This is a genomic window from Pseudomonas sp. CCI3.1 (assembly GCF_034313985.1).
In the GTDB taxonomy this organism is placed as follows: Bacteria; Pseudomonadota; Gammaproteobacteria; order Pseudomonadales; family Pseudomonadaceae; genus Aquipseudomonas; species Aquipseudomonas psychrophila.
In genome coordinates, this window is sequence record NZ_JAVIWO010000001.1 from 767953 (window position 1) to 786644 (window position 18692).

The 18692-nt window shown below is 54.9% G+C and carries 19 protein-coding genes and 1 pseudogene; 12 read left to right on the forward strand and 8 right to left on the reverse strand.

Features of this window, described 5'->3' with window-relative positions:
- Positions 1-157: 157 nt before the first annotated feature.
- The 3 genes from RGV06_RS03315 to RGV06_RS03325 form a co-directional block, all read right to left on the reverse strand.
- On the reverse strand, positions 158-469 hold the full coding sequence (locus tag RGV06_RS03315; RefSeq protein ID WP_048351392.1) for a DUF1330 domain-containing protein: 312 nt from the start codon (positions 467-469) through the stop codon (positions 158-160).
- A gap of 81 nt (positions 470-550) precedes the next feature.
- Positions 551-1552 (reverse strand): enoyl-CoA hydratase/isomerase family protein, encoded by a 1002-nt coding sequence (locus RGV06_RS03320; protein WP_322149355.1) that lies wholly within the window; start codon positions 1550-1552, stop codon positions 551-553.
- Positions 1553-1570: 18 nt separating this feature from the next.
- Positions 1571-2407: an SDR family NAD(P)-dependent oxidoreductase gene (locus tag RGV06_RS03325; protein ID WP_048351394.1), complete on the reverse strand. Its 837-nt coding sequence runs from the start codon at positions 2405-2407 to the stop codon at positions 1571-1573.
- Positions 2408-2632: 225 nt separating this feature from the next.
- On the opposite strand from RGV06_RS03325, the gene RGV06_RS03330 reads away from it, so the two are divergent.
- The 3 genes from RGV06_RS03330 to RGV06_RS03340 all read left to right on the forward strand — a co-directional run bounded on the left by RGV06_RS03330 (position 2633) and on the right by RGV06_RS03340 (position 5202).
- Positions 2633-3532 carry a LysR family transcriptional regulator gene (locus RGV06_RS03330; protein ID WP_322149356.1) on the forward strand — a complete coding sequence of 300 codons (900 nt, stop codon included), beginning with the start codon at positions 2633-2635 and terminating at the stop codon, positions 3530-3532.
- Positions 3533-3951: 419 nt separating this feature from the next.
- Positions 3952-4575: a class I SAM-dependent methyltransferase gene (locus RGV06_RS03335; protein WP_322149357.1), complete on the forward strand. Its 624-nt coding sequence runs from the start codon at positions 3952-3954 to the stop codon at positions 4573-4575.
- A gap of 120 nt (positions 4576-4695) precedes the next feature.
- Positions 4696-5202 carry a hypothetical protein gene (locus tag RGV06_RS03340; RefSeq protein WP_322149359.1) on the forward strand — a complete coding sequence of 169 codons (507 nt, stop codon included), beginning with the start codon at positions 4696-4698 and terminating at the stop codon, positions 5200-5202.
- 273 nt (positions 5203-5475) lie between these two features.
- Here RGV06_RS03340 and RGV06_RS03345 read toward each other — a convergent pair whose 3' ends face one another.
- The 3 genes from RGV06_RS03345 to RGV06_RS03355 form a co-directional block, all read right to left on the reverse strand.
- Entirely contained in the window at positions 5476-6000 is a 525-nt protein-coding gene (locus tag RGV06_RS03345) for a DUF2199 domain-containing protein (protein WP_322149361.1), read from the reverse strand.
- 305 nt (positions 6001-6305) lie between these two features.
- On the reverse strand, positions 6306-7001 hold the full coding sequence (locus RGV06_RS03350; protein ID WP_019822621.1) for a DUF1963 domain-containing protein: 696 nt from the start codon (positions 6999-7001) through the stop codon (positions 6306-6308).
- Positions 7002-7193: 192 nt separating this feature from the next.
- A complete protein-coding gene (locus tag RGV06_RS03355; protein ID WP_322149362.1) occupies positions 7194-7961 on the reverse strand; it encodes an NAD(P)-binding domain-containing protein in 768 nt (255 codons plus the stop codon).
- A gap of 524 nt (positions 7962-8485) precedes the next feature.
- On the opposite strand from RGV06_RS03355, the gene RGV06_RS03365 reads away from it, so the two are divergent.
- The 8 genes and pseudogenes from RGV06_RS03365 (at position 8486) to RGV06_RS03400 (ending at position 15490) form a co-directional block, all read left to right on the forward strand.
- Complete coding sequence (locus RGV06_RS03365) at positions 8486-9475, forward strand: aldo/keto reductase (RefSeq protein ID WP_322149363.1); 990 nt, start codon at positions 8486-8488, stop codon at positions 9473-9475.
- Entirely contained in the window at positions 9472-10062 is a 591-nt protein-coding gene (locus RGV06_RS03370; protein WP_046810132.1) for a flavodoxin, read from the forward strand. Before RGV06_RS03365 ends, RGV06_RS03370 begins: the two co-directional genes overlap by 4 nt.
- 24 nt (positions 10063-10086) lie before the next feature.
- On the forward strand, positions 10087-11079 hold the full coding sequence (locus RGV06_RS03375) for an aldo/keto reductase (RefSeq protein ID WP_322149364.1): 993 nt from the start codon (positions 10087-10089) through the stop codon (positions 11077-11079).
- 47 nt (positions 11080-11126) lie between these two features.
- Positions 11127-11344 (forward strand): annotated as a pseudogene (locus RGV06_RS03380) (hypothetical protein).
- 228 nt (positions 11345-11572) lie between these two features.
- Positions 11573-12346 (forward strand): carboxymuconolactone decarboxylase family protein, encoded by a 774-nt coding sequence (locus RGV06_RS03385; protein ID WP_322149366.1) that lies wholly within the window; start codon positions 11573-11575, stop codon positions 12344-12346.
- Between the two features lie 121 nt (positions 12347-12467).
- A complete protein-coding gene (locus RGV06_RS03390; RefSeq protein ID WP_322151822.1) occupies positions 12468-13412 on the forward strand; it encodes an alpha/beta hydrolase in 945 nt (314 codons plus the stop codon).
- A gap of 49 nt (positions 13413-13461) precedes the next feature.
- Positions 13462-14514: an alpha/beta hydrolase gene (locus RGV06_RS03395; RefSeq protein WP_198822976.1), complete on the forward strand. Its 1053-nt coding sequence runs from the start codon at positions 13462-13464 to the stop codon at positions 14512-14514.
- Between the two features lie 82 nt (positions 14515-14596).
- A complete protein-coding gene (locus tag RGV06_RS03400; protein ID WP_019825697.1) occupies positions 14597-15490 on the forward strand; it encodes a LysR family transcriptional regulator in 894 nt (297 codons plus the stop codon).
- Positions 15491-15859: 369 nt separating this feature from the next.
- Here RGV06_RS03400 and RGV06_RS03405 read toward each other — a convergent pair whose 3' ends face one another.
- Positions 15860-16216 (reverse strand): MmcQ/YjbR family DNA-binding protein, encoded by a 357-nt coding sequence (locus RGV06_RS03405; protein ID WP_322149368.1) that lies wholly within the window; start codon positions 16214-16216, stop codon positions 15860-15862.
- Positions 16217-16675: 459 nt separating this feature from the next.
- Between RGV06_RS03405 and RGV06_RS03410 the strand changes: the two genes are divergently transcribed.
- Positions 16676-17152: a hemerythrin domain-containing protein gene (locus tag RGV06_RS03410; RefSeq protein ID WP_322149370.1), complete on the forward strand. Its 477-nt coding sequence runs from the start codon at positions 16676-16678 to the stop codon at positions 17150-17152.
- A 118-nt stretch (positions 17153-17270) separates the two neighbouring features.
- On the opposite strand, the gene RGV06_RS03415 is transcribed toward RGV06_RS03410, so the two are convergent.
- Positions 17271-18689: an aldehyde dehydrogenase family protein gene (locus RGV06_RS03415; RefSeq protein ID WP_019825692.1), complete on the reverse strand. Its 1419-nt coding sequence runs from the start codon at positions 18687-18689 to the stop codon at positions 17271-17273.
- Positions 18690-18692: the final 3 nt, after the last annotated feature.

Sequence of the window (18692 nt, forward strand, 5' to 3'; positions counted from 1 at the left end):
GAATTAACCAATTCGGTTTAAACGGTGTTTTTTCAACGTCCGCTTCTGGCCGGAAGCAGCCCTTCGTGACAGGCTGCTTACGGCCAAAAGCGGACAGTCGTGACTGACAGTAGTTGTGTCTTATATGATCCAAGTGGAGGCGACGATAGGCCTAGCCTCATCGTGTAGAAACAGCCACCTCAGGCAACCCTTCTACAATAAATACGCGGTATTCTGCCCCCTTTAACCGGTGCTTCAGAGCCTCTTGGTACAAAGGACTGTCGTAGGCAGCCTTGGCATCCGCCAGGGTAGGAAATTGAAGGATAACGGCACCATCTACTGGAGGGCCTTCAAGTGTTTCTACTGCACCGTAGAAAGCTAGTGGTGTGACAGGATGGCCCGCCGACGCGCCCCCCGCGCTGTTCTCATACTTTTTGAACTCTTCTGGATCAGTGATCCGATCTCTGACGTAAACAACATAAGCGCTCATGGTCAATCCTCGATGGACTTGTGAGCCGCAGGTCGTTTCGACTGCGGCTCACAACGGGTGACGGGTCAGTTACCAGAGCAATTAAGCAGCAGGCAAATCGCCAAGTCGTTCGGCAAAGTTCAGCTCAAACTCACCGACTTTACCCAGCCCGGCGTCGAGCATTTTTGTGAATGCATTCTGAGCTTCAGGCCACAGATCTACACCCTGAAGGATATGGTTCGACATCCACAGATCGCCTTCAGAGGGAACGCCTGCACGAGCGTTTACCATTCTCTTGCCGGTCTCCAGAGCGCGTTTCTCGAAGCCTCCCATACGGTGTGCGAGCGCATCGACGAAAGCATCAAGTTCCGCGTCTGGGAGAGCCCTGTTCACGAAGCCATATCGCTCACCAATGTCAGCGTCGAAATCGTCAGCACTGCAAACGATTTCCAATGTACGTGAGCGTCCGACCAGTGCGGAGAGCCATTCGACACCGCCACCACCGGGGATTGACGAACCGCCAACCTCGATCAATGCGAACTGTGCGTGCTCCTTGGATGCGAAACGCATGTCGCAGGCCAATGCAAACTCAAAGCCCTGCGCACGAGCTCGGCCACGTACCTTTGCAATGCTAATCACGGAAGACTGCGCAAGGCGGGTGACCCACTTCGGCCAGTTACCAAAGAATGGCATTGCGCCTGGTTGATTGGGAACGGTCAGCCGATTTTCGACATCGTGGTGATTCATGAAGAAATCTGGGTCTCCGCTCTCGAACACAACGACTTTGAGGTGCTCGTCCTTCTCGATGTTGTCCATCAGGACGTTCAGTTCAGCAAACATCGTCGGATCAAACAGGTTGAGCGGTGGATTGTTGAAGATGACGCGCCAGTAGGCTTGGGATTCAGCAATTATGGTCAAGCGGTTAGCAGTGTTCATATGCGCTCTCGGCTGTTGCGACCTTGTGCTAGATCGCCGGTTTTCAAGAAAAGCCACCTGTTGAGGCGACGTGAACAAACGGATAAATGTAAAAAAGCCACCACCAATCGGGATGAAGTAGGTCGGTAATAGCCTCAAGCAACGGCGGCTAAATGATTCTTCCGCCATGCTTTGAAACTTTCCTTACTAGCCTTGGGCTGCCACCGAAACTTCACGCCAGTCGTTCCAAGTGGCGAGCCGGCTTTGATAGGCACCCTTTATCTCGTCAATGGCTGCCGCGCCTAATGCGATTCGAAGCGGTGGCTTGGGGCTATCCACGACCTTCAGAATCGCTCTCGCGGTTGCTTCTGGATCGCCAAAGGCATAGCCCTCGAATGCTTGGCTCAGGGCATCACGTACAGGCTGATAGGCTGCGATAGCTTCTGAATACTTGGCAGAGGAAGGGTTGTTAAAGTCTGTTGCATAGCCCGCTGGTTCGATAAGCGTAACGCTGACACCAAAGAAACTGGCTTCCTGGGACAGTGCTTCAAACAGCCCTTCCACCGCGAACTTGGATGCGCTGTAGACCCCAAAGGTGGGGGCTGAGAACACGCCCAAAACGCTCGACACCGCGAGCAAATGGCCAAAGCCCTGAGCACGAAAGATCGGCATTGACGCCTGGGCCAGCCACATTGTTCCAAAAAAGTTGGTATCCATCTGCGCCCTGGCCTCTGCTTCGGATATCTCCTCTACCGCTCCCTGATGCCCGTAGCCAGCATTGCTCAGCACAATGTCCACGCGACCGAAGTGTTCGCTGACCGTTGTCACGGCCTGGGACACACCCTCGCGGTCTGTAACATCAAGGTGCAGAGTCAGTACCGCATCCCCGTACTTTTCTACCAGTGGTTGAAGGGACGACACGTCGCGTGCGCTAACAGCAACTTTATCTCCACGCTCCAGCGCGGCAGAGGCCCAGATACGCCCAAAACCACGGGATGCCCCGGTGATGAACCATACTTTTTCGGCAGACTTTGAAGGATTCATATGATCTCCATTGCGTTACTCCAGCGAGTAACTGCGGGGAGAGACGGCCAAGCCCGAGATGACGTTGTGGTTAGCCACAACTGCGACATCGCTAGAAATGGGTGCTCTTTGAAAGAGAGCAACTGCCTCGTTGTGTTGACTATGGTATGCCGTTGACTGGCCTAGATTAAGGCAGGTAACGTACATAACACTGATGACAAAACAGTCACTAATCTGGAGGTGGTTTTGGAGACGTTGAGTGGCCTGGAGATTTTCGTCGAGACCGCGCAAAGCCAGAGCTTTGTTGCGACGGGCCGGAAAATCGGGATATCGGCGTCTGCCGTCAGTAAGAGCATCTCTAGGCTTGAGGAGCGTGTTGGAGTCAGGCTTTTCCAACGGAGTACCCGGACGGTCAGACTGACGTCTGAGGGTGAAGTGTTTCTGGAAAGGTGCAGGCGCATCCTCGGCGAGATCCAAGCCGCAGAAGATGATCTTTCGGCGATGACAACCTCCCCTCGCGGGCGTTTGCGAGTTGGCTTGGCCTTGGCTGCAGGATTGCCTTTGCCGGTTATCTCCGCATTCATGGAGCGCTATCCGGAGATACAGTTGGATCTGGACTTCACTGACCGCATGGTGGATGTGATCGACGAAGGATTCGATGTTGTTATCCGTGGAAGCGAACTCCAAGATTCGAGACTAATGTCCCGACCACTTGGGCCTTACCGGTCATGCCTTGTAGCGTCCCCTGCTTACCTTCAAAACCGAGGGATTCCCACCAAACCCGCCGATCTCTTAGATCATTGCTGCTTGCATTACCGGTGGCAGAATTCAGGCAAGCTCTATCAGTGGCCCTTCAAGAAACAACAGGCCATTCAAGCAGGCGAGTCTCTCCCGACCACTATGGTCTGTAGCAACGTAGAGGCTCTGATCTACCTTGCGCAGGCTGGGCGGGGGATCGCGTGCGTACCTGATTTCGCTGTCAAAGATCGCTTGGCTGATGGGCGTTTAGAAAAGGTACTCAGCAGTAGCCTGGTAGGAGGTAGTACCTTTCACGTCGTTTGGCCAAGCAGCAGGCAAATGGCACCCAAGGTACGTGCATTTGTGGACTTCGCCGTAGAGAATTTCTCCACCGGACTGGTCAGCTAAGCGCCAGTGCCACTAGGTGATCTGGATCCATAGCCCTCAGGGCCGCTTTTGGCTGACTTATGCCTTTCGCCACCGTTTGCTTTGGATCGAGTTCAGCCAGTCATAGAGCGTATGTGCGCTGGTCAAGTCCGATGCAAGCGATTGGTCAAGTCGAATGCAAATGGGTGGTCAAGTCCACGCAATTACCCACCGACGGACTGGTTAGCTAATTAATAGTGTAATTGGGATGATCTGGTTCCATAGATCCAGCGTCTGCTTTTGGCCGACTTCGGCCATTCATCAATGGCGGCTTTGGGTCGATAGCGGCCTTTCCTGACCGGCAGAAATCGGCCATAAGCGGCCTTTCACCTGTCCACAGAAAAACGCTTAACGTATCCTGCTGCAATAAAACAATGAAAAGGAGTTCGAATGAAAACTGATTGGCAACAATTTCAAGAAATGATGATGTTTTATCCATGACTAGCTGGGACGCTTTTTATGATGAGACCGAGCGTCAAGGCCCATCCCTTCTGCTAGCCCGAGCGATAAACCTTGCTGGTAATTTGTCAGTTGCTCGCCAGGCAGTAGATTTGGGGTGCGGCGCAGGAAAGGAAGCGCAGCAGCTTATGCAGTCGGGCTGGGACGTCTTGGCTGTCGATAATGAACCAGAGGCAATTACTCGTACGATAGCAAACTGCTCAGGGGGTCATGCAGGAATGCTGACTACCTGCCTCTCGGACTTTGAATGTTTGCCTGCACTACCTAGATCAAACCTGATCCATGCCGGATTGGCCTTGCCTTTTTGTCGACCGAAAAGTTTTAAACAACTCTGGAATCAGGTTCTGCATGCGCTGGAACCAGGGGGAGTTTTTGTCGGGCATTTTTTTGGTCCCCAGCATGGCTGGTCGACTTTTACTCATTTGACCTTCCACTCCGAGCTGGACATCCGTCGGATGTGCGAGGAGATGGAAGTAAATCTTCTTCGCGAGACGCAAATAATGACTCAAACACCCTCAGGCCCACTCAACTGGCACCGTTTTGATCTGATCACTCAAAAGCCTTAATAAATAGCAAGTGTTAGCTACGACGGGTAGAAAGCTGACGTTTACGAGTGACAGCTATAGACCCATAGCAGGCATTGGAGATAGCTTTTCTGCGCCCTGCTTGGCTAGGAGCCTAAATCCATGGAAGGAGTACGCACGATGGTTTCAATCCTGATTCCAGTTCACCGCAAAGTCTTAGCAATTAACATGATCAGTTTTGTGTTGTTGTTTTTATTTTTCCTCGTACTGGGCTGGTCAGTCGGAAGTCGCCAACAATTTACCTTAGCCGAATGTATCGCCCTGACCATGTTTGCGGCGTTGGTGGCGATCATAGGCTGGCAACTGAGGTGCAACCTAGCAACTTTTGACGGTGACGAGTTGGTGTTGCGAGCCGGCTTCTACAAACAACATTGGCCAGTAACTGTGCTAGAGGCACCTTGGAAAGAACGTAGGCTGGACGAGTTCGATCGCAAGAACGGTATTGGAGCTTACAAGTATTTTGCTGGACGCTTCTCATTTAGCGGCGTGGACGACTGTTTCATGCTGGCGATCAACTCAGATCTTGTCCGCTGTCTAAACATAAACGGTTATCCAGCTTTGTGCTTAGATGCAAATACTCATTCGCTAATTCTTGCAGCCAAACCTTAGATTACGCTATGTAGGCTTAAGGGAAATCATTTCCATCTACGTTACCGGGCCAAAAGCAATCAATGCTGACTTCAATGCGCGAATTGGCTGAACGTTTGGCCATGACATGGCCATGAAAAAAAAAGGCTCCAGCGGCAGATTTAAGGGTGGCGCAGCAAAGGACTGCAACGACCAATGATCGCATGACTGCTTATGGCCGATAGCAGCCTGTCACGAAGGGCTGCTTCCGGCCAGAAGCGGGCGCCCGCTTCAGATACATAAGTTGAGCGCGGCCTAGGTTGCGTTGTGCAGAACAAACTCAGCGATCTCTTGAGCCTTTGTCATGGTTATCCCATTCTCTTGATCATGGATCAGAGGATGATCATCAGTACCGCCTGAGTGTAACCGCAGTAGGGGGCGACCTCCGTCCGTTTGCAGGTAAACATTGGTGGCTAGATGTCTGGCCTCGGGATACCAAGGAATAGCGTTAGAGACCCATCCGAAGAAACCATCACCCTTTACTGGCGCGTCGAAGGTCTCAACACAGCGCTCATAGCTTTTTTGCGAAGCAGACACCCACACACCCCAAAGAAATGGCTCACTCACACCGTGAATGGGGACTTCAAGGATCACGCGAATGAAAAAATCTGTGTGTTCTTCAATGGTTACTTTGCATAAGTCATCATTGATCCATCCGTGCAGATCCTTCTGCTCATCAGTGAGACACGAATAGGCATCTGGGGCGTTAAAGCCAAACGATGGAGAACCTTCATGAATGTCGCCGCAACGTCTACACCGATAGGCAAAAATCCCTGCCATAACTAGTTCCTCCACTGACGGGGTAAGTGACGCGCAAAGCTTTACCAATTGTTCCTGCCCGCGCTTCGCGCGTATACCTTACCAAGCTCATGAAAAAACTGCATGAGGTTCGGCCAGGCATCTTTAACAGTACCTATCGAAAGTTAGTAATCGCCCCATTGCCTAAGTCGGAGAATATGAAGCGAAGGGTACGGTCGCATTTGGGGGTAGAGCAGACCTCCTGGAGATCTGCTGTAGAGGTCGGCGTGTGAGCCGACTACGAAGTGGATGGATCTCAATTAATCTTGGGCGCTTAATCATGACGATTAGTAGAAATCATAGTAAATAGCCCATGTGCCAGTGGTGTTATTTTTCCAGAACATCAGGCTGCCGCCGTCCACCACATTCAAGTTTATTTTTGGGTCAGACGATATCTGGAACACGAATTCAAAATCATCACCGGGGTCAACGCCAGACTGACAGAATGAGGGGTATCCACCGATCTTGTGTTCGTATGCGTGAGTTATAAGATCGTAATAGCTCTGTATCTCACCTGTCCGCTCAAGCCTGAGTATTTCGGCTTCAATGTCCTCCGGCATTCCGCCTCCATCCCATAGAGGAAAGTCCTCTGCCACCAATTCAGCCTTCAAGGGGAAGTGCTTGATGTACGAGCCGGCTACCGACAGTTCCTTGCGGATAAGCACATCGTCAGCTCCATACTCTCTGATAAGCCAATTGTTACCCATCGGCTCGAACTGCTCTGGAAAGGGATCAGAAACGAACAGTGTAAGTGTACGAACCCCTTTAAGAATCGGGCTGATAAAGGGCAGGCTTGGTAGGTGAAACTGTGCATACGGATGAAGCTCATCTCCGGCTTTGTTTCTTGGTATGACTTCATCAGGCCGGAAAAGGATTACTTTTCCAATCCAGCTTTCCTCAGTCTCTTTGGTAGGTCGAAATCCGCCAGCGACGAATTTTGTGGCCGGCCTGGCCAAGCGTTGTCTGATCTCTTGAATTTCCATATTGACGCGAAGCTCCATTGCTCAAGAGTTGGGTAAAAATGGGGGAAGTGAATGTTGCCTTCTTTTTTCGCGGAGTACACGCACGAATCTTGTTTCACTTTGACCAGGTGTGCGCATGACTGCTTTTGGCCGATAGCAGCCTGACACGAAGGGCAAGTTCCCGGCCAAAAGCAGACATTGCAAACGCAGATGCTAAACGTCCTTTCTCATACGCGCGAACACCTCATCACATGCGTCTCTCCAAGCCTGCATTGCGCCATTCTTTCGAAGCTTCTCTAACCCGGCGGAAGTGAACGTACCAGGTGTAGCAATACGACCGCCCAGAACTTCCATGCTGACGTGAGGTTGGTGCCGTGCACTGGTCAGACAATCCTGCATATTGCCCATCACCAACTCTGCTGCCTGTTCATGAGAGAGACCCTTCCCGGTAAACCACTCCTGAAGATCGCCCAGGAAGAAATAAAACCAGCCGTTCATGCACGCCGCCACGGTGGCGAGCTCAAACGCGTCCTCTTGGTCGACCACGATCAGTGATCCAAGGGCGCCGAGCAGGCTCTCATGAGGCTGGCCGCCTGGGGTCACGACAACTGTTGATTGGTTAATCTGAGCGGCATAGGACAGCATCGCCCGGACATGCCGCGCGTTGGGAAAGCTGTGTTCCAATTCGCCGATACTCATACCCGCTACGAGCGAAACCAGCGTCTGTTCGGGCTTGAGTCGTACCTCATTGGCAAGTTGCTCAACAGCTTCAGGTCGGACGCCCAGAAATAGCAGGTCGCAGTCATCGACCACACTTTGGTTGTTCTGCGCAATCTCACAGGCCCAGAGCCTGCCTAGCTCTCGGGCACGGTCATTGTTGCGCGGTGAAAGCAAAACCCTTCCCGAGAACCCGCTTCGGCGTAAGCCAATCACGATCTTCTCCGTCAGTTCGCCCACACCCAGAACTCCAATGTTCAGCACTCTGCCTTCTCCTGTATTGAGCAAATAGAGAGTGTCTCATGATAACTGGAGGGGCAGCCTGTCCCGAAGGGCCAATCAACCCTAAGCCTCCATCCTTGGCGAATCATGACCCGCTGCCCGGAGCACTTGGACAGTTTTAACCCTCTGCCGCTGAATGCATCAACTGTCCAACAGGGATGGATTCGACATCACCTTCACTGGGCTCCGCCTCGAAAGGAGCGTAACAGGTTGATAGGTAGCCATCGTAGTCAGCCATCACGCTACCTGGCCCGCAGCCTGTGTGTTCAGTCACGAAAGGCTGCTTCAGGCCAAAGCGGGCATTCAATCATTTACCATCGAACGCGAACATTGGGCCTGTTACTTAGCCCTTGCTCAGAGCGCCTAGGCGCCCCTAAAGACACCGTCGCCACCTCCCTTTCTGGAACTGATGAGCAAAATTCATGAACCCTTGCCGGTTTAACCGGCTAGTTCCCACTCGTTAGCTCGCTTACTGTTTTCCCAACGCCAACTGTCGGGAGATCCAAATGCACAAGCGCACACTCGGAAACAGTTCACTCGAAGTGTCAGCCCTGGGCTTGGGTTGCATGGGCTTGAGCCATGGCTACGGCCCGGCGACGGACACACAACAAGCCATTGCGCTGATCCGTTTGGCGGTTGACCGAGGCGTCACGTTCTTCGATACCGCCGAGGTTTACGGCCCTTACCTGAACGAACAAGTGGTAGGCGAAGCCCTGGCACCAGTGCGCGATCAAGTGGTCATCGCCACCAAGTTCGGCTTCACCTTCGGCGACGACAATAAACAGCAGATTCTCAACAGCCGCCCCAAGCACATCCGGGTCGCGGTCGAGGGTTCGTTGCGTCGACTGAAGACCGATTACATCGATCTGCTTTACCAGCACCGCGTCGATCCGGACGTGCCGATCGAGGACGTCGCCGGGGTGGTGAAGGACTTGATTGGCGAAGGCAAGGTTAAGCACTTCGGCCTGTCTGAGGCCGGTTCGCAGACCATTCGCCGTGCGCATGCGGTGCAGCCGGTCACAGCGCTGCAAAGCGAGTACTCGCTGTGGTGGCGCGAGCCTGAGCAGGAAATCTTGCCGACGCTCAAGGAGCTAGGGATCGGTTTCGTGCCGTTCAGTCCACTCGGCAAGGGTTTTCTCACCGGCACCGTGTCGGCAGAGACAACTTACGGTAGCGACGATTTTCGCAGCATCGTGCCGCGCTTCAGCCAGTTGGCACTGCAAGCCAATCAAGGGTTGGTGGTGTTGATCCGTGAGATCGCCGCGCAGAAAGAGGCCACACCCGCGCAGATCGCGCTGGCCTGGTTGCTCGCACAGGCACCGTGGATTGTACCGATTCCCGGGACGACCAAGTTGCATCGCCTAGAAGAAAACCTTGGCGGCGCGGACATCAAGCTCGACGCCGCCGAACTCAAAGCGATCGATACTGCATTGGCGCAGATCAGCATTGAAGGCGATCGCTATCCCGAGGCGCTCAAGGCGCGCGTAGGCCGATGAACAACGATCACGATCCGCTGCGGCGCACGGTGATCGCCGCACTGGCCAGCGCCCCGCTGCTGTCGCTCGCCGGCACGCAAGGCGCCAGTGAGATATCGCGTACAGGTTCGCGGATTCTGGTCGCTTACTTCTCGCGCTCGGGTAATACCCGTGTAGTTGCAGGGCTGATCCAGCGTGGGCTAGGTGCCGATCTCTTCGAGATTCGCCCGACCCACGCCTACCCTGAGGACTATCTGAAAACCGTAGAGCAGGCGCGTCAGGAGCGTGACAGCGGCTTCGAACCCGAGCTGCAAAACAAGGTTCATACCCTCAGCGACTACGACACGATCTATCTCGGTTTTCCGATTTGGGGTGAAACCTCCCCACCGATCGTGCGCGCCTTTCTCAGCGCCCACGACCTGACCGACAAGACCCTGATCCCCTTCAACACCCATGGCGGTTATGGCGTGGGCAACAGCCGCAGCGTGCTGGTCAAGCACGCACCGAAGGCTAAGGTTATGGACGGTTTTGTGATGGAGGGTGAGCAGGAGCGCAAGACCATGGAACGCGTGAACGGCTGGCTGAGCGATCACCCCCTCACGGGTTAATCGAATTCTGTACGGAGTGACATCATGAAAATCCGCACGTTGGGCAATGGCCTGGAGGTGTCTGCACTGGGCCTTGGCTGCATGAGCATGACCTCGGTCTATGGGCCGGCTGCCGACAAAGCCAGCATGATCAAGCTCATTCGTTCAGCCCACGAGCAAGGCATCACCTTGTTCGACACCGCCGAAGCGTATGGTCCGTTCGCCAATGAAGTACTACTGGGCGAGGCCTTGCAGCCGATCCGCGAGCAGGTCGTCATCGCCACCAAGTTCGGCTTCGATATAGACCTGATCACCGGCGCACGCGGCGGCGGAACCAACAGCCGCCCGGAACATATCCGCGCCGTGGCCGAGGCCTCGTTGAAGCGTCTGCGCACCGATTGCATCGATCTGTTTTATCAGCACCGCGTTGATCCCCAGGTGCCCATCGAAGACGTCGCCGGCACCGTCAAGGATCTGATCGCCGAGGGCAAGATCAAGCATTTCGGCCTGTCTGAGGCGGGTGTGGAAACCATTCGCCGGGCGCACGAGGTGCAAACGGTCACGGCGGTGCAGAGCGAATATTCGCTGTTCTGGCGCGGCCCGGAGCTGGAGCTACTGGCAGTGCTGGAAGAACTGGGGATCGGCTTCGTACCGTTTAGCCCGCTCGGCGCCGGTTTCCTCACCGGTCAGATCGACGAGCACACGCAGTTCGACGCCAGTGATTTCCGCAACTTCGTCCCGCGTTTTTCCCCTGAGGCGCGTAAGGCCAATCAGGCATTGGTCGATGTGGTAAAAGCCGTCGCGCAACGCAAACACGCCACCCCGGCGCAAGTGGCGCTGGCCTGGTTGCTCGCACAGAAACCGTGGATTGTACCGATCCCGGGCACGACCAAGCAGCATAGGCTGGAAGAGAACCTGGGCGCCGTCCAGCTGCAATTGACCTGCGACGATTTGCGCGTGATCAACGAGCAGATGGCGCAGATCCAGGTGCACGGTGAACGCCTGCCGGAATCGGTACTAAAGATGACAGGACTCTGAGTCTGCCAATACGACGCTGCTTTCACTGCCTGAACTGAGTTGATCCAATGAACCGATTGATCGCGCCACTCGTAGCGATGTCACTTATGACGGCAGAATCCCTGGCCGCCAGCGAAATCCGCGTTACCCCGAACGGCTCGCAGCCCTCGGTCATGGCGCCACGACCAGCAACGGCATGACCCACATCGCTATCGCTGAACCCAAGGACGGCAAGACCGTCACCTGTGAGGAGCAGGTCTCGGAGGCGCAATACGCCGGCCAATGAAGTTACTGAATGTGTCGAAGCTGTTAGCCCGGCATCTTTGTCACAAACAGTCATCCAACCTCCAGGCCCCGCACCAGCGGGTCGCGCTGGAATTGCAGCGGTTATGGCAATGTCGATTCATGAGTTCTGCTCAGGAGTCCATGCGCAATTTCGGGGTTAATCGCCACAACCATCCTCCGTACGATCCAGCAACACCTCAGTGACACGCAATGGATGGAGCCTTCTACGATGACCACTGTCCCACGCAACAGCACTGCCCTCCCCGCGATCATGGTGCTCTGTCTGGGCATCGGGGCGATGTTCAGCATTACCACTCAAGCAGCCGATGCATCGCAGAACATGACCAGCACGCCAACCCGCGCAACAACGCTGTCGAGCCAACAACAAACGATTCCCCTGATCGCCGCATTCATGGCGACCAGCGACATGCCTAACCTCAACACAGCACTCAACCAGGGACTCGATGCCGGTCTGACAATCAGCGAAACTCGCGAAATTCTGGTCCAGCTCTACGCCTACGTCGGCTTCCCGCGCAGTCTCAACGCCTTGAACGAGCTGATGACGGTGGTGCAGGCGCGTAAACAGAGCGGCATTGAAGATGCACCGGGGCGTGAGCCGAGCCGGGCGACCCCATTCGGAGATGAGCTGCTGGCCGCCGGCACCGCAAATCAAACCAAGATCTCGGGCGCACCGGTTAAAGGCCCGGTGTTCGACTTCGCCCCGGTAATCAACCGGTTCCTGCAAACCCACCTCTTCGGCGACATCTTCGAGCGCGACAACCTCGACTGGCAAAGCCGCGAATTGGCGACCGTCGGGGCGCTGGCGGCCACGCCAGGAGTCGAGCCGCAATTGCGCTCGCACATGGCGGCGAGCCTGCGCGTCGGTCTGAGCACTGCACAGTTGAGCGAGGTCACGGAACTGCTGAAAAAACACGGCGATGCACAGACGGCTGAACGTGCCAACACCGCGTTGACCCAGGCCCTCGCAGCCTCAAGAGAATGATATGAAACCGGCAAAGTACCTGCTGAGCATCTCGCTGTTGAGCCTCTTGGCGGCGTGCGCAAACCATCTCGAAGGCCCGCTGCTGATTCAACAACAAGGCAGCTTCGCCGCCGGCGGAACGATGATCACCGCACCGGGCACCTTCAACCCGCGTCAACCGATGACGCCCAACGGCCAGACCTACCACGGTGATCACGCCTACGCCTTTTACCAAATCCCGGTCGATGCACGGAAACTACCCATCGTCATGTGGCATGGCGCGGGTCAGTTTTCCAAGACCTGGGAAACCACCGCAGATGGTCGCGAAGGCTTTCAGAACATCTTTCTGCGACATCATTACGGCGTCTATCTGATCGATCAGCCACGGCGTGGCGATGCCGGGCGCAGCATGGTCGAGACCACAATCAAGCCTGTGCCTGACGAACAGCTGTGGTTCAACCAATTTCGCATCGGCCTGTGGCCCAACTACTTCAACGGCGTGCAAGTAGCAAAGGATGCCCAGACCCGCGGGCAGTTTTTCCGGGCGATGACGCCGAACACCGGACCGTTCGACGTGGGCGTGGTCTCTGATAGCGTGTCAGCACTGTTCGACAAAATCGGCCCGGGGATTTTGTTCACCCATTCGCAAGGTGGCGGGCCGGGCTGGTTGACGGCGATCAAGAACCACAAGGTCAACGCCATCGTGGCGTTCGAGCCAGGCAGCAGCTTCGTGTTCGCGCAAGGTGAAGTGCCGGCGCCCATTCCCAGCGCGTTCGATACGATGCAAGGCGCGGCGGTGCCGATGGAGCAATTCTTGGCCCTCACGCGCATTCCGATTCTGATCCTATACGGCGACAACATCCCGGAGCAGACGGTCGACCTGCCCGCTCAAGACAGTTGGCGCGCACGCCTGAAAATGGCGCGGCTCTGGCGTGACGCGGTCAATCGTCACGGCGGTGATGTGCGGCTGATCCACCTGCCGGAAATCGGCATTTACGGTAATACCCACTTCCTCATGTCGGATCTGAACAACGTGGAGATCGCTGACCTGGTCGCGAAATTTCTCAAAGAAAAACAGCTCGACTGACCCAAAAACTTTTGCAACTGCCGCCCTTTTGACTGCTCAGGAGCTTCACGTGAAAAACACTCTCAAAGCCACTTTCATGTCGGCACTGGTCGGCCTCTCGGCGGGCGAAGCCTTGGCCGGCGATTACAAAAAGAACCCGTTCACCCTCACCTATGATGACGCGATCAGCAAGAACGAACCTGGCAAGGTCAACATCCATCCGGTCAGCTACAAGCTTAATGGTCTGGACATCGCTGCTAACGTGTACACACCGGCCAACTACGATGCGAAGAAGACCTACCCGACCGTGGTCGTTGCACACCCTAATGGCGGCGTGAAAGAACAAGTCGCCGGTCTTTACGCACAGCGCCTGGCCGAACAGGGCTACATCACCATCACTGCCGATGCGGCCTATCAGGGCGGCAGCGGCGGGCAGCCGCGCAGCATCGATAAACCGGCATATCGCATCGAAGACATTCACGGCATGGCCGACTTCATCAGCCAATTTGCAGGCGTCGATAACAAGCGTCTTGGCCTGCTCGGGATCTGTGGTGGCGGTGGTTATTCGTTGGCTGCAGCGCAAACCGACAAACGCTTCAAATCGCTGGCAACGGTGAGCATGTTCAACTCGGGGCGGGTACGCCGCAACGGCTACAACGACTCGCAAATGGACAGCATCCAGCAACGCCTGCAACAGGCGTCAGCAGCCCGCGCTATAGAAGCTACCGGCGGCGCGGTGCTGTATTCAGGCGATGCCAACCTCACCGACGAACAGATTGCCAAACTGCCCTTCGAGCTGTACCGCCAAGGTTATGAGTACTACTGGAAGACCCACGCGCACCCGAACTCGACCTTCAAATACACCACCAGCAGCCTGATCGACTTGATGCGTTTCGACGCCACTGACCATATCGAGCTGATCAACCAACCGTTGTTGATGATCGCCGGCAGCAAAGCCGACAGCCTGTACATGACGCAGGATGCCTTCCCCAAAGCCACCGGCACCACCGACAAAGAAGTGTTTATCCTCGATGGTGCGACACACATCGAAACCTATTGGGTGCCGCGTTATGTTGATCCCGCGATTGGTAAATTGAATGCGTTTTACGCCCGCACCTTGTAATCAACTCTCTTTCGGGGCGCGCATCCGTGTGCAACCTGCTTTGATGGATTAATCCCGCGCCCCTAATGAGAGGTTCTCATCAATGTCCCGCGCCAATCTTAACGACCTGCAAGCCTTCGTGGTCATCACCCGCGAAGGCAGTTTCACCCGCGCGGCCGCCCAGCTCGGCGTCTCGCAGTCGGCGCTGAGCCACACCATGCGCGCGCTGGAAAGCCGATTGGGCGTGCGCCTGCTGACGCGTACCACGCGCAGCGTTTCACCGACCGAGGCGGGTCAGCGGCTGTATCAGTCGATGGCACCGCGGTTCGATGAGATCGAACTCGAACTGGCAGCGGTCAGCGAGTTTCGTGACACCCCGGCAGGCAATGTGCGGATTCAAGCATCCGAACATGCCGCCAACAATATTCTGTGGCCCAAGCTTTTAAAGGTGCTTCCCGACTATCCGGACATCAATGTCGAAATTACCGTCGACTACGCCCTATCCGACATCGTCGCGCAACGCTATGACGCCGGGGTACGGCTGGGAGATCAGGTGGCTAAGGACATGATCGCCGTTCCTATCGGGCCACCCTTGCGCATCGCAGTCGTGGGCTCACCCGAGTATTTCAAACAGCGGCCAATACCGAAGGTTCCCGGTGATCTGGCGGCGCAAAATTGCATCAATCTGCGCCTCCCTACCCATGGCAGCCTGATGCAGTGGGATTTTGAAAAGGATGGTCACCCATTAAAGGCCCGTGTCGAAGGGCAATGGACGTTCAACAGCAGCGTTCCGATCCTGCGTGCGGCCGTGGCAGGATGTGGCTTGGGTTTCCTGCCTGAGGACATGGTGGCGAAGGAGCTTGCCGGCGGTAGCCTTGTGCGGGTGTTGGAAGATTGGTGCCAACCCTTTGCCGGTTACCATCTCTACTACCCGAATCGACGTGAACATTCATCAGCGTTTGGCGTTGTAGTTGATGCGTTACTTTACAAGTGCTGAATCATCGACCTACACGACGTCTGGACTTTACCGCCCCGCAGCCCCGTTAATGAGCAGATGCTTTTGATCGATTGCGGTTGTACGCGACCGGCTGCAAAGGCTCGATTACAGTCGTTCAAGCAAGGCAGTATTCGGCCAACAGCAGCCCCAGAAGTCTATCTCTATGGTAGGCCCGATTCAGTCTCTCCTATCTGCTGCAGCCCATCCTCCCGAAGGCGGGCTTTAATTGTTCATCATCCAGAGTAAACGCATGGCCGCCCTTCCCGACGAGCCAACACCCGCCCTATTAACCCGATTGACCAAAACACAAACGCTCTGGGCTCTGCTATCGAATTGATTCGTGCAGTGCGTAACGGCTACAGAATTCAGCTACTGGGTTAACGCATAACTATCTTCAATGAGTTCGTGAATTTGCCTGGCGGCTACCGAGCCGTCCAACAGCACGCTGATCCAGTGCTCTTTATTCATATGGTAGCCCGGATAAACACCCTCAAGTTTACGCAGCGAGCCCGTTTTTTCCGGATGGCATTTCACATCCAAAATTTCAACTTCACCCTCGCCGGCCAGACCCAGTTTCTCCTTGGGCACGTTCATTATTATTCCAAACCATTTTTTAGAGCCCGAGTGCCTGAAAACCGCATAGCGGGGGAACTTCTCCCATAGATGTTCTGGCTCGACAGCAAACTCTTTCGCCACATAGTTCACAATGTCTTCTTTCAACGACATGGGTCCCTCCACAAGGTTTGATGAGTGAACAGCTGAATTATTTATCGGGTTTACAGCAGTGTAATCAACTCAAATGATGGTAAAAACCGGCTTCCCGATGGGCTTGTGATCTGCCATGCCTATGTACCCACCACACAGCAGTGGCTTAGCGGTTACCGGTGAGTTGCCGCCGTGTGTGAGACCAGAACGTAATGCCCTGACGTCGGGCGCTACAGGCTCGACTCGAAATCTGAACGCGTCAAAACCAACACCCGCAACACTCTGCTTTTTGCACTGATTAAAACAAAAGCTTCGGGCAGGCTGCATGATTGTGTTTGGCTATCATCCTCGTAAGTTATTAAAAAACATATACATTTAAAACGTTAGTTTCTGGCATAACATTTGCGAAAGCTATCAGGACGATTAACCCGCCCAGACAGAGCGGGAACCCTTCATCCGTGATAGTGAGGAATAATTCTAATGAACGCCATTGAGATTCTGTTAGCTGACCACGAAAAAGTTAAATCAATTCTGGCTCAGCTCAGCGCTTCGACAGACAAAGCGGTAAAAAAGCGCACAGAACTGCTGGATAAACTTGAGATGGAAATCACCATACACACGCAACTTGAAGAGGACATCCTCTATCCCGCTTTCAAGGAGGCTGGCGGCAAGGAACAAGCGCAAATGTACTACGAGGCTAAAGAAGAACACCGCACTGTTGACTCACTCGTCCTTCCCGATCTCAAGAAAACCGACCCGACCACACCCGAGTTCGCCGGGCGTTTCAAAGTCGTCAAAGAGCTACTTGAGCACCATATCGAGGAAGAAGAAACAGACATGTTTCCGCAGGTGAAAAAGCTGCTCGGGAAAGCCAAGCTGGATGAATTGGGTGAGCAAATGCTGGCGATGAAAGCCTCACTCAAGAAGTCCCTCAGTGCTTCGAAACTCGCGGCCTGATGAATGTGGGCGGGTTTGCTCAGCTACCAGAACCTGCTATCCGGTTCCTTGAGCATTACCCGTCCATGTTTTAACGATCAGAACACCATGTGTCATCAAGCGTGCAGCTCACCCGGGGTTAACCCATGTCATTGATGCAGACCACTTTGGGCTGGGTCATGTCTTCATAGGCAAATCGCACACCTTCCCGACCCAGGCTTCCGTATTTGAAGCCACCAAAAGGCATGGCATCGAAACGATAATCTGAAGAGTCATTGATCATCACACCCCCGGCTTCAATTTGGCGGGCCAGTTTCAATGCTTTGGACAAGTCACGTGTGAACAGGCCAGCATGCAGGCTGTATTCCGGGGCGTTGGCCAGTGCAACGGCATCCTCCAACTGATCGAAAGGCTCCAGAATCACCACCGGCGCGAAGACTTCCTGCTGCCAGATCCTGCTGTCATGGCTTACACCCTCCAGAACCGTCGGCGCATAACACCCCATTTGGCGACGATGTCCGCACAAAACAACAGCGCCTTCGGCCACTGCTTCATTCACCGATTGCTCCGTGCGACGAGCCGCCTGCTCCGTGATCATCGGGCCCACATCGGTGATTCGCAGATCCGGATCGCCAACGACCAATGCACGCGTCTTGCTGACAAATCGCTCCCGAAAATCTTCGTAGATCGAACGGTGCACGAAGATGCGCTGTGTTCCGATGCAGTTCTGCCCTGCTGCCCAGAAGGCACCGGACACACAAGACTCAACGGTCGGCTCAAGGTCACAGTCTTCGAGCACGAGGACCGGGGCGTTGCCTCCCAGATCCATGGCCAGTTTCTTCAAGCCTGCACTGCGGGCAATGGATTCGCCGGTTGCAAAGCCACCCGTGAAGGAAATCATCCGCACTTCGCGCAACTGCACCAATGCCTGGCCCAGGTCGACGCCGCCGGTAGCCGTAGTGACCACGGATGGCGGCAAACCTGCTTCCACCAGGCACTCAACCAGCTTAAGCGCAGACAAGGGGGCGAGTTCTGAAGGCTTAAGAATCACAGCATTACCACCGGCGATGGCTGGGCCCAGCTTGTGGGCCACCAGGTTCAGCGGGTCGTTGTAGGGCGTGATTGCGACGATCAGCCCCAGCGGCTCACGGGTAAACCAGCCTTGACGCGATTCGGAGCCTTCATAGGCTTCGAAGGGGATGACCTCTCCGGCGTTACGACGAGCTTCTTCGGCCGACAGCTTCAGCGTATTTACGCAGCGCTTCACTTCTTTCTCTGCTTGTCTCAGTGTCTTTCCCGACTCTGCAACGATGAGTCGGGCAAATGCTTCTGAGGCAAGCTCTACACGCCTCGCCGCATCCTCAAGGATGCGGGCACGCAAGTGTCGAGGCATCGCCGCACTCTCTCGCACGCCAATCCGTGCGCGCTCCAGCAAGCCAGGTACTGCAGTTGCATCGAGACAAGGTAGGCTTCCCACCAAGCGACCATCGAAAGGGCTGAACACATCAATCTGTTTGGCATCAACAAGCTGAATGCTGGCCATGCTGGATACGGTCATGAC

Coding starts and splice junctions, on each gene's coding strand:
- RGV06_RS03385 (WP_322149366.1), top strand. CDS start 11,573: ATGACCACTGTCCCACGCAACAGCACTGCCCTCCCCGCGATCATGGTG.
- RGV06_RS03315 (WP_048351392.1), bottom strand. CDS start 469: ATGAGCGCTTATGTTGTTTACGTCAGAGATCGGATCACTGATCCAGAA.
- RGV06_RS03320 (WP_322149355.1), bottom strand. CDS start 1,552: ATGGCGGAAGAATCATTTAGCCGCCGTTGCTTGAGGCTATTACCGACC.
- RGV06_RS03400 (WP_019825697.1), top strand. CDS start 14,597: ATGTCCCGCGCCAATCTTAACGACCTGCAAGCCTTCGTGGTCATCACC.
- RGV06_RS03325 (WP_048351394.1), bottom strand. CDS start 2,407: ATGAATCCTTCAAAGTCTGCCGAAAAAGTATGGTTCATCACCGGGGCA.
- RGV06_RS03340 (WP_322149359.1), top strand. CDS start 4,696: ATGGAAGGAGTACGCACGATGGTTTCAATCCTGATTCCAGTTCACCGC.
- RGV06_RS03345 (WP_322149361.1), bottom strand. CDS start 6,000: ATGGCAGGGATTTTTGCCTATCGGTGTAGACGTTGCGGCGACATTCAT.
- RGV06_RS03370 (WP_046810132.1), top strand. CDS start 9,472: ATGAACAACGATCACGATCCGCTGCGGCGCACGGTGATCGCCGCACTG.
- RGV06_RS03405 (WP_322149368.1), bottom strand. CDS start 16,216: ATGTCGTTGAAAGAAGACATTGTGAACTATGTGGCGAAAGAGTTTGCT.
- RGV06_RS03350 (WP_019822621.1), bottom strand. CDS start 7,001: ATGGAAATTCAAGAGATCAGACAACGCTTGGCCAGGCCGGCCACAAAA.
- RGV06_RS03390 (WP_322151822.1), top strand. CDS start 12,468: ATGATCACCGCACCGGGCACCTTCAACCCGCGTCAACCGATGACGCCC.
- RGV06_RS03375 (WP_322149364.1), top strand. CDS start 10,087: ATGAAAATCCGCACGTTGGGCAATGGCCTGGAGGTGTCTGCACTGGGC.
- RGV06_RS03410 (WP_322149370.1), top strand. CDS start 16,676: ATGAACGCCATTGAGATTCTGTTAGCTGACCACGAAAAAGTTAAATCA.
- RGV06_RS03365 (WP_322149363.1), top strand. CDS start 8,486: ATGCACAAGCGCACACTCGGAAACAGTTCACTCGAAGTGTCAGCCCTG.
- RGV06_RS03415 (WP_019825692.1), bottom strand. CDS start 18,689: ATGACCGTATCCAGCATGGCCAGCATTCAGCTTGTTGATGCCAAACAG.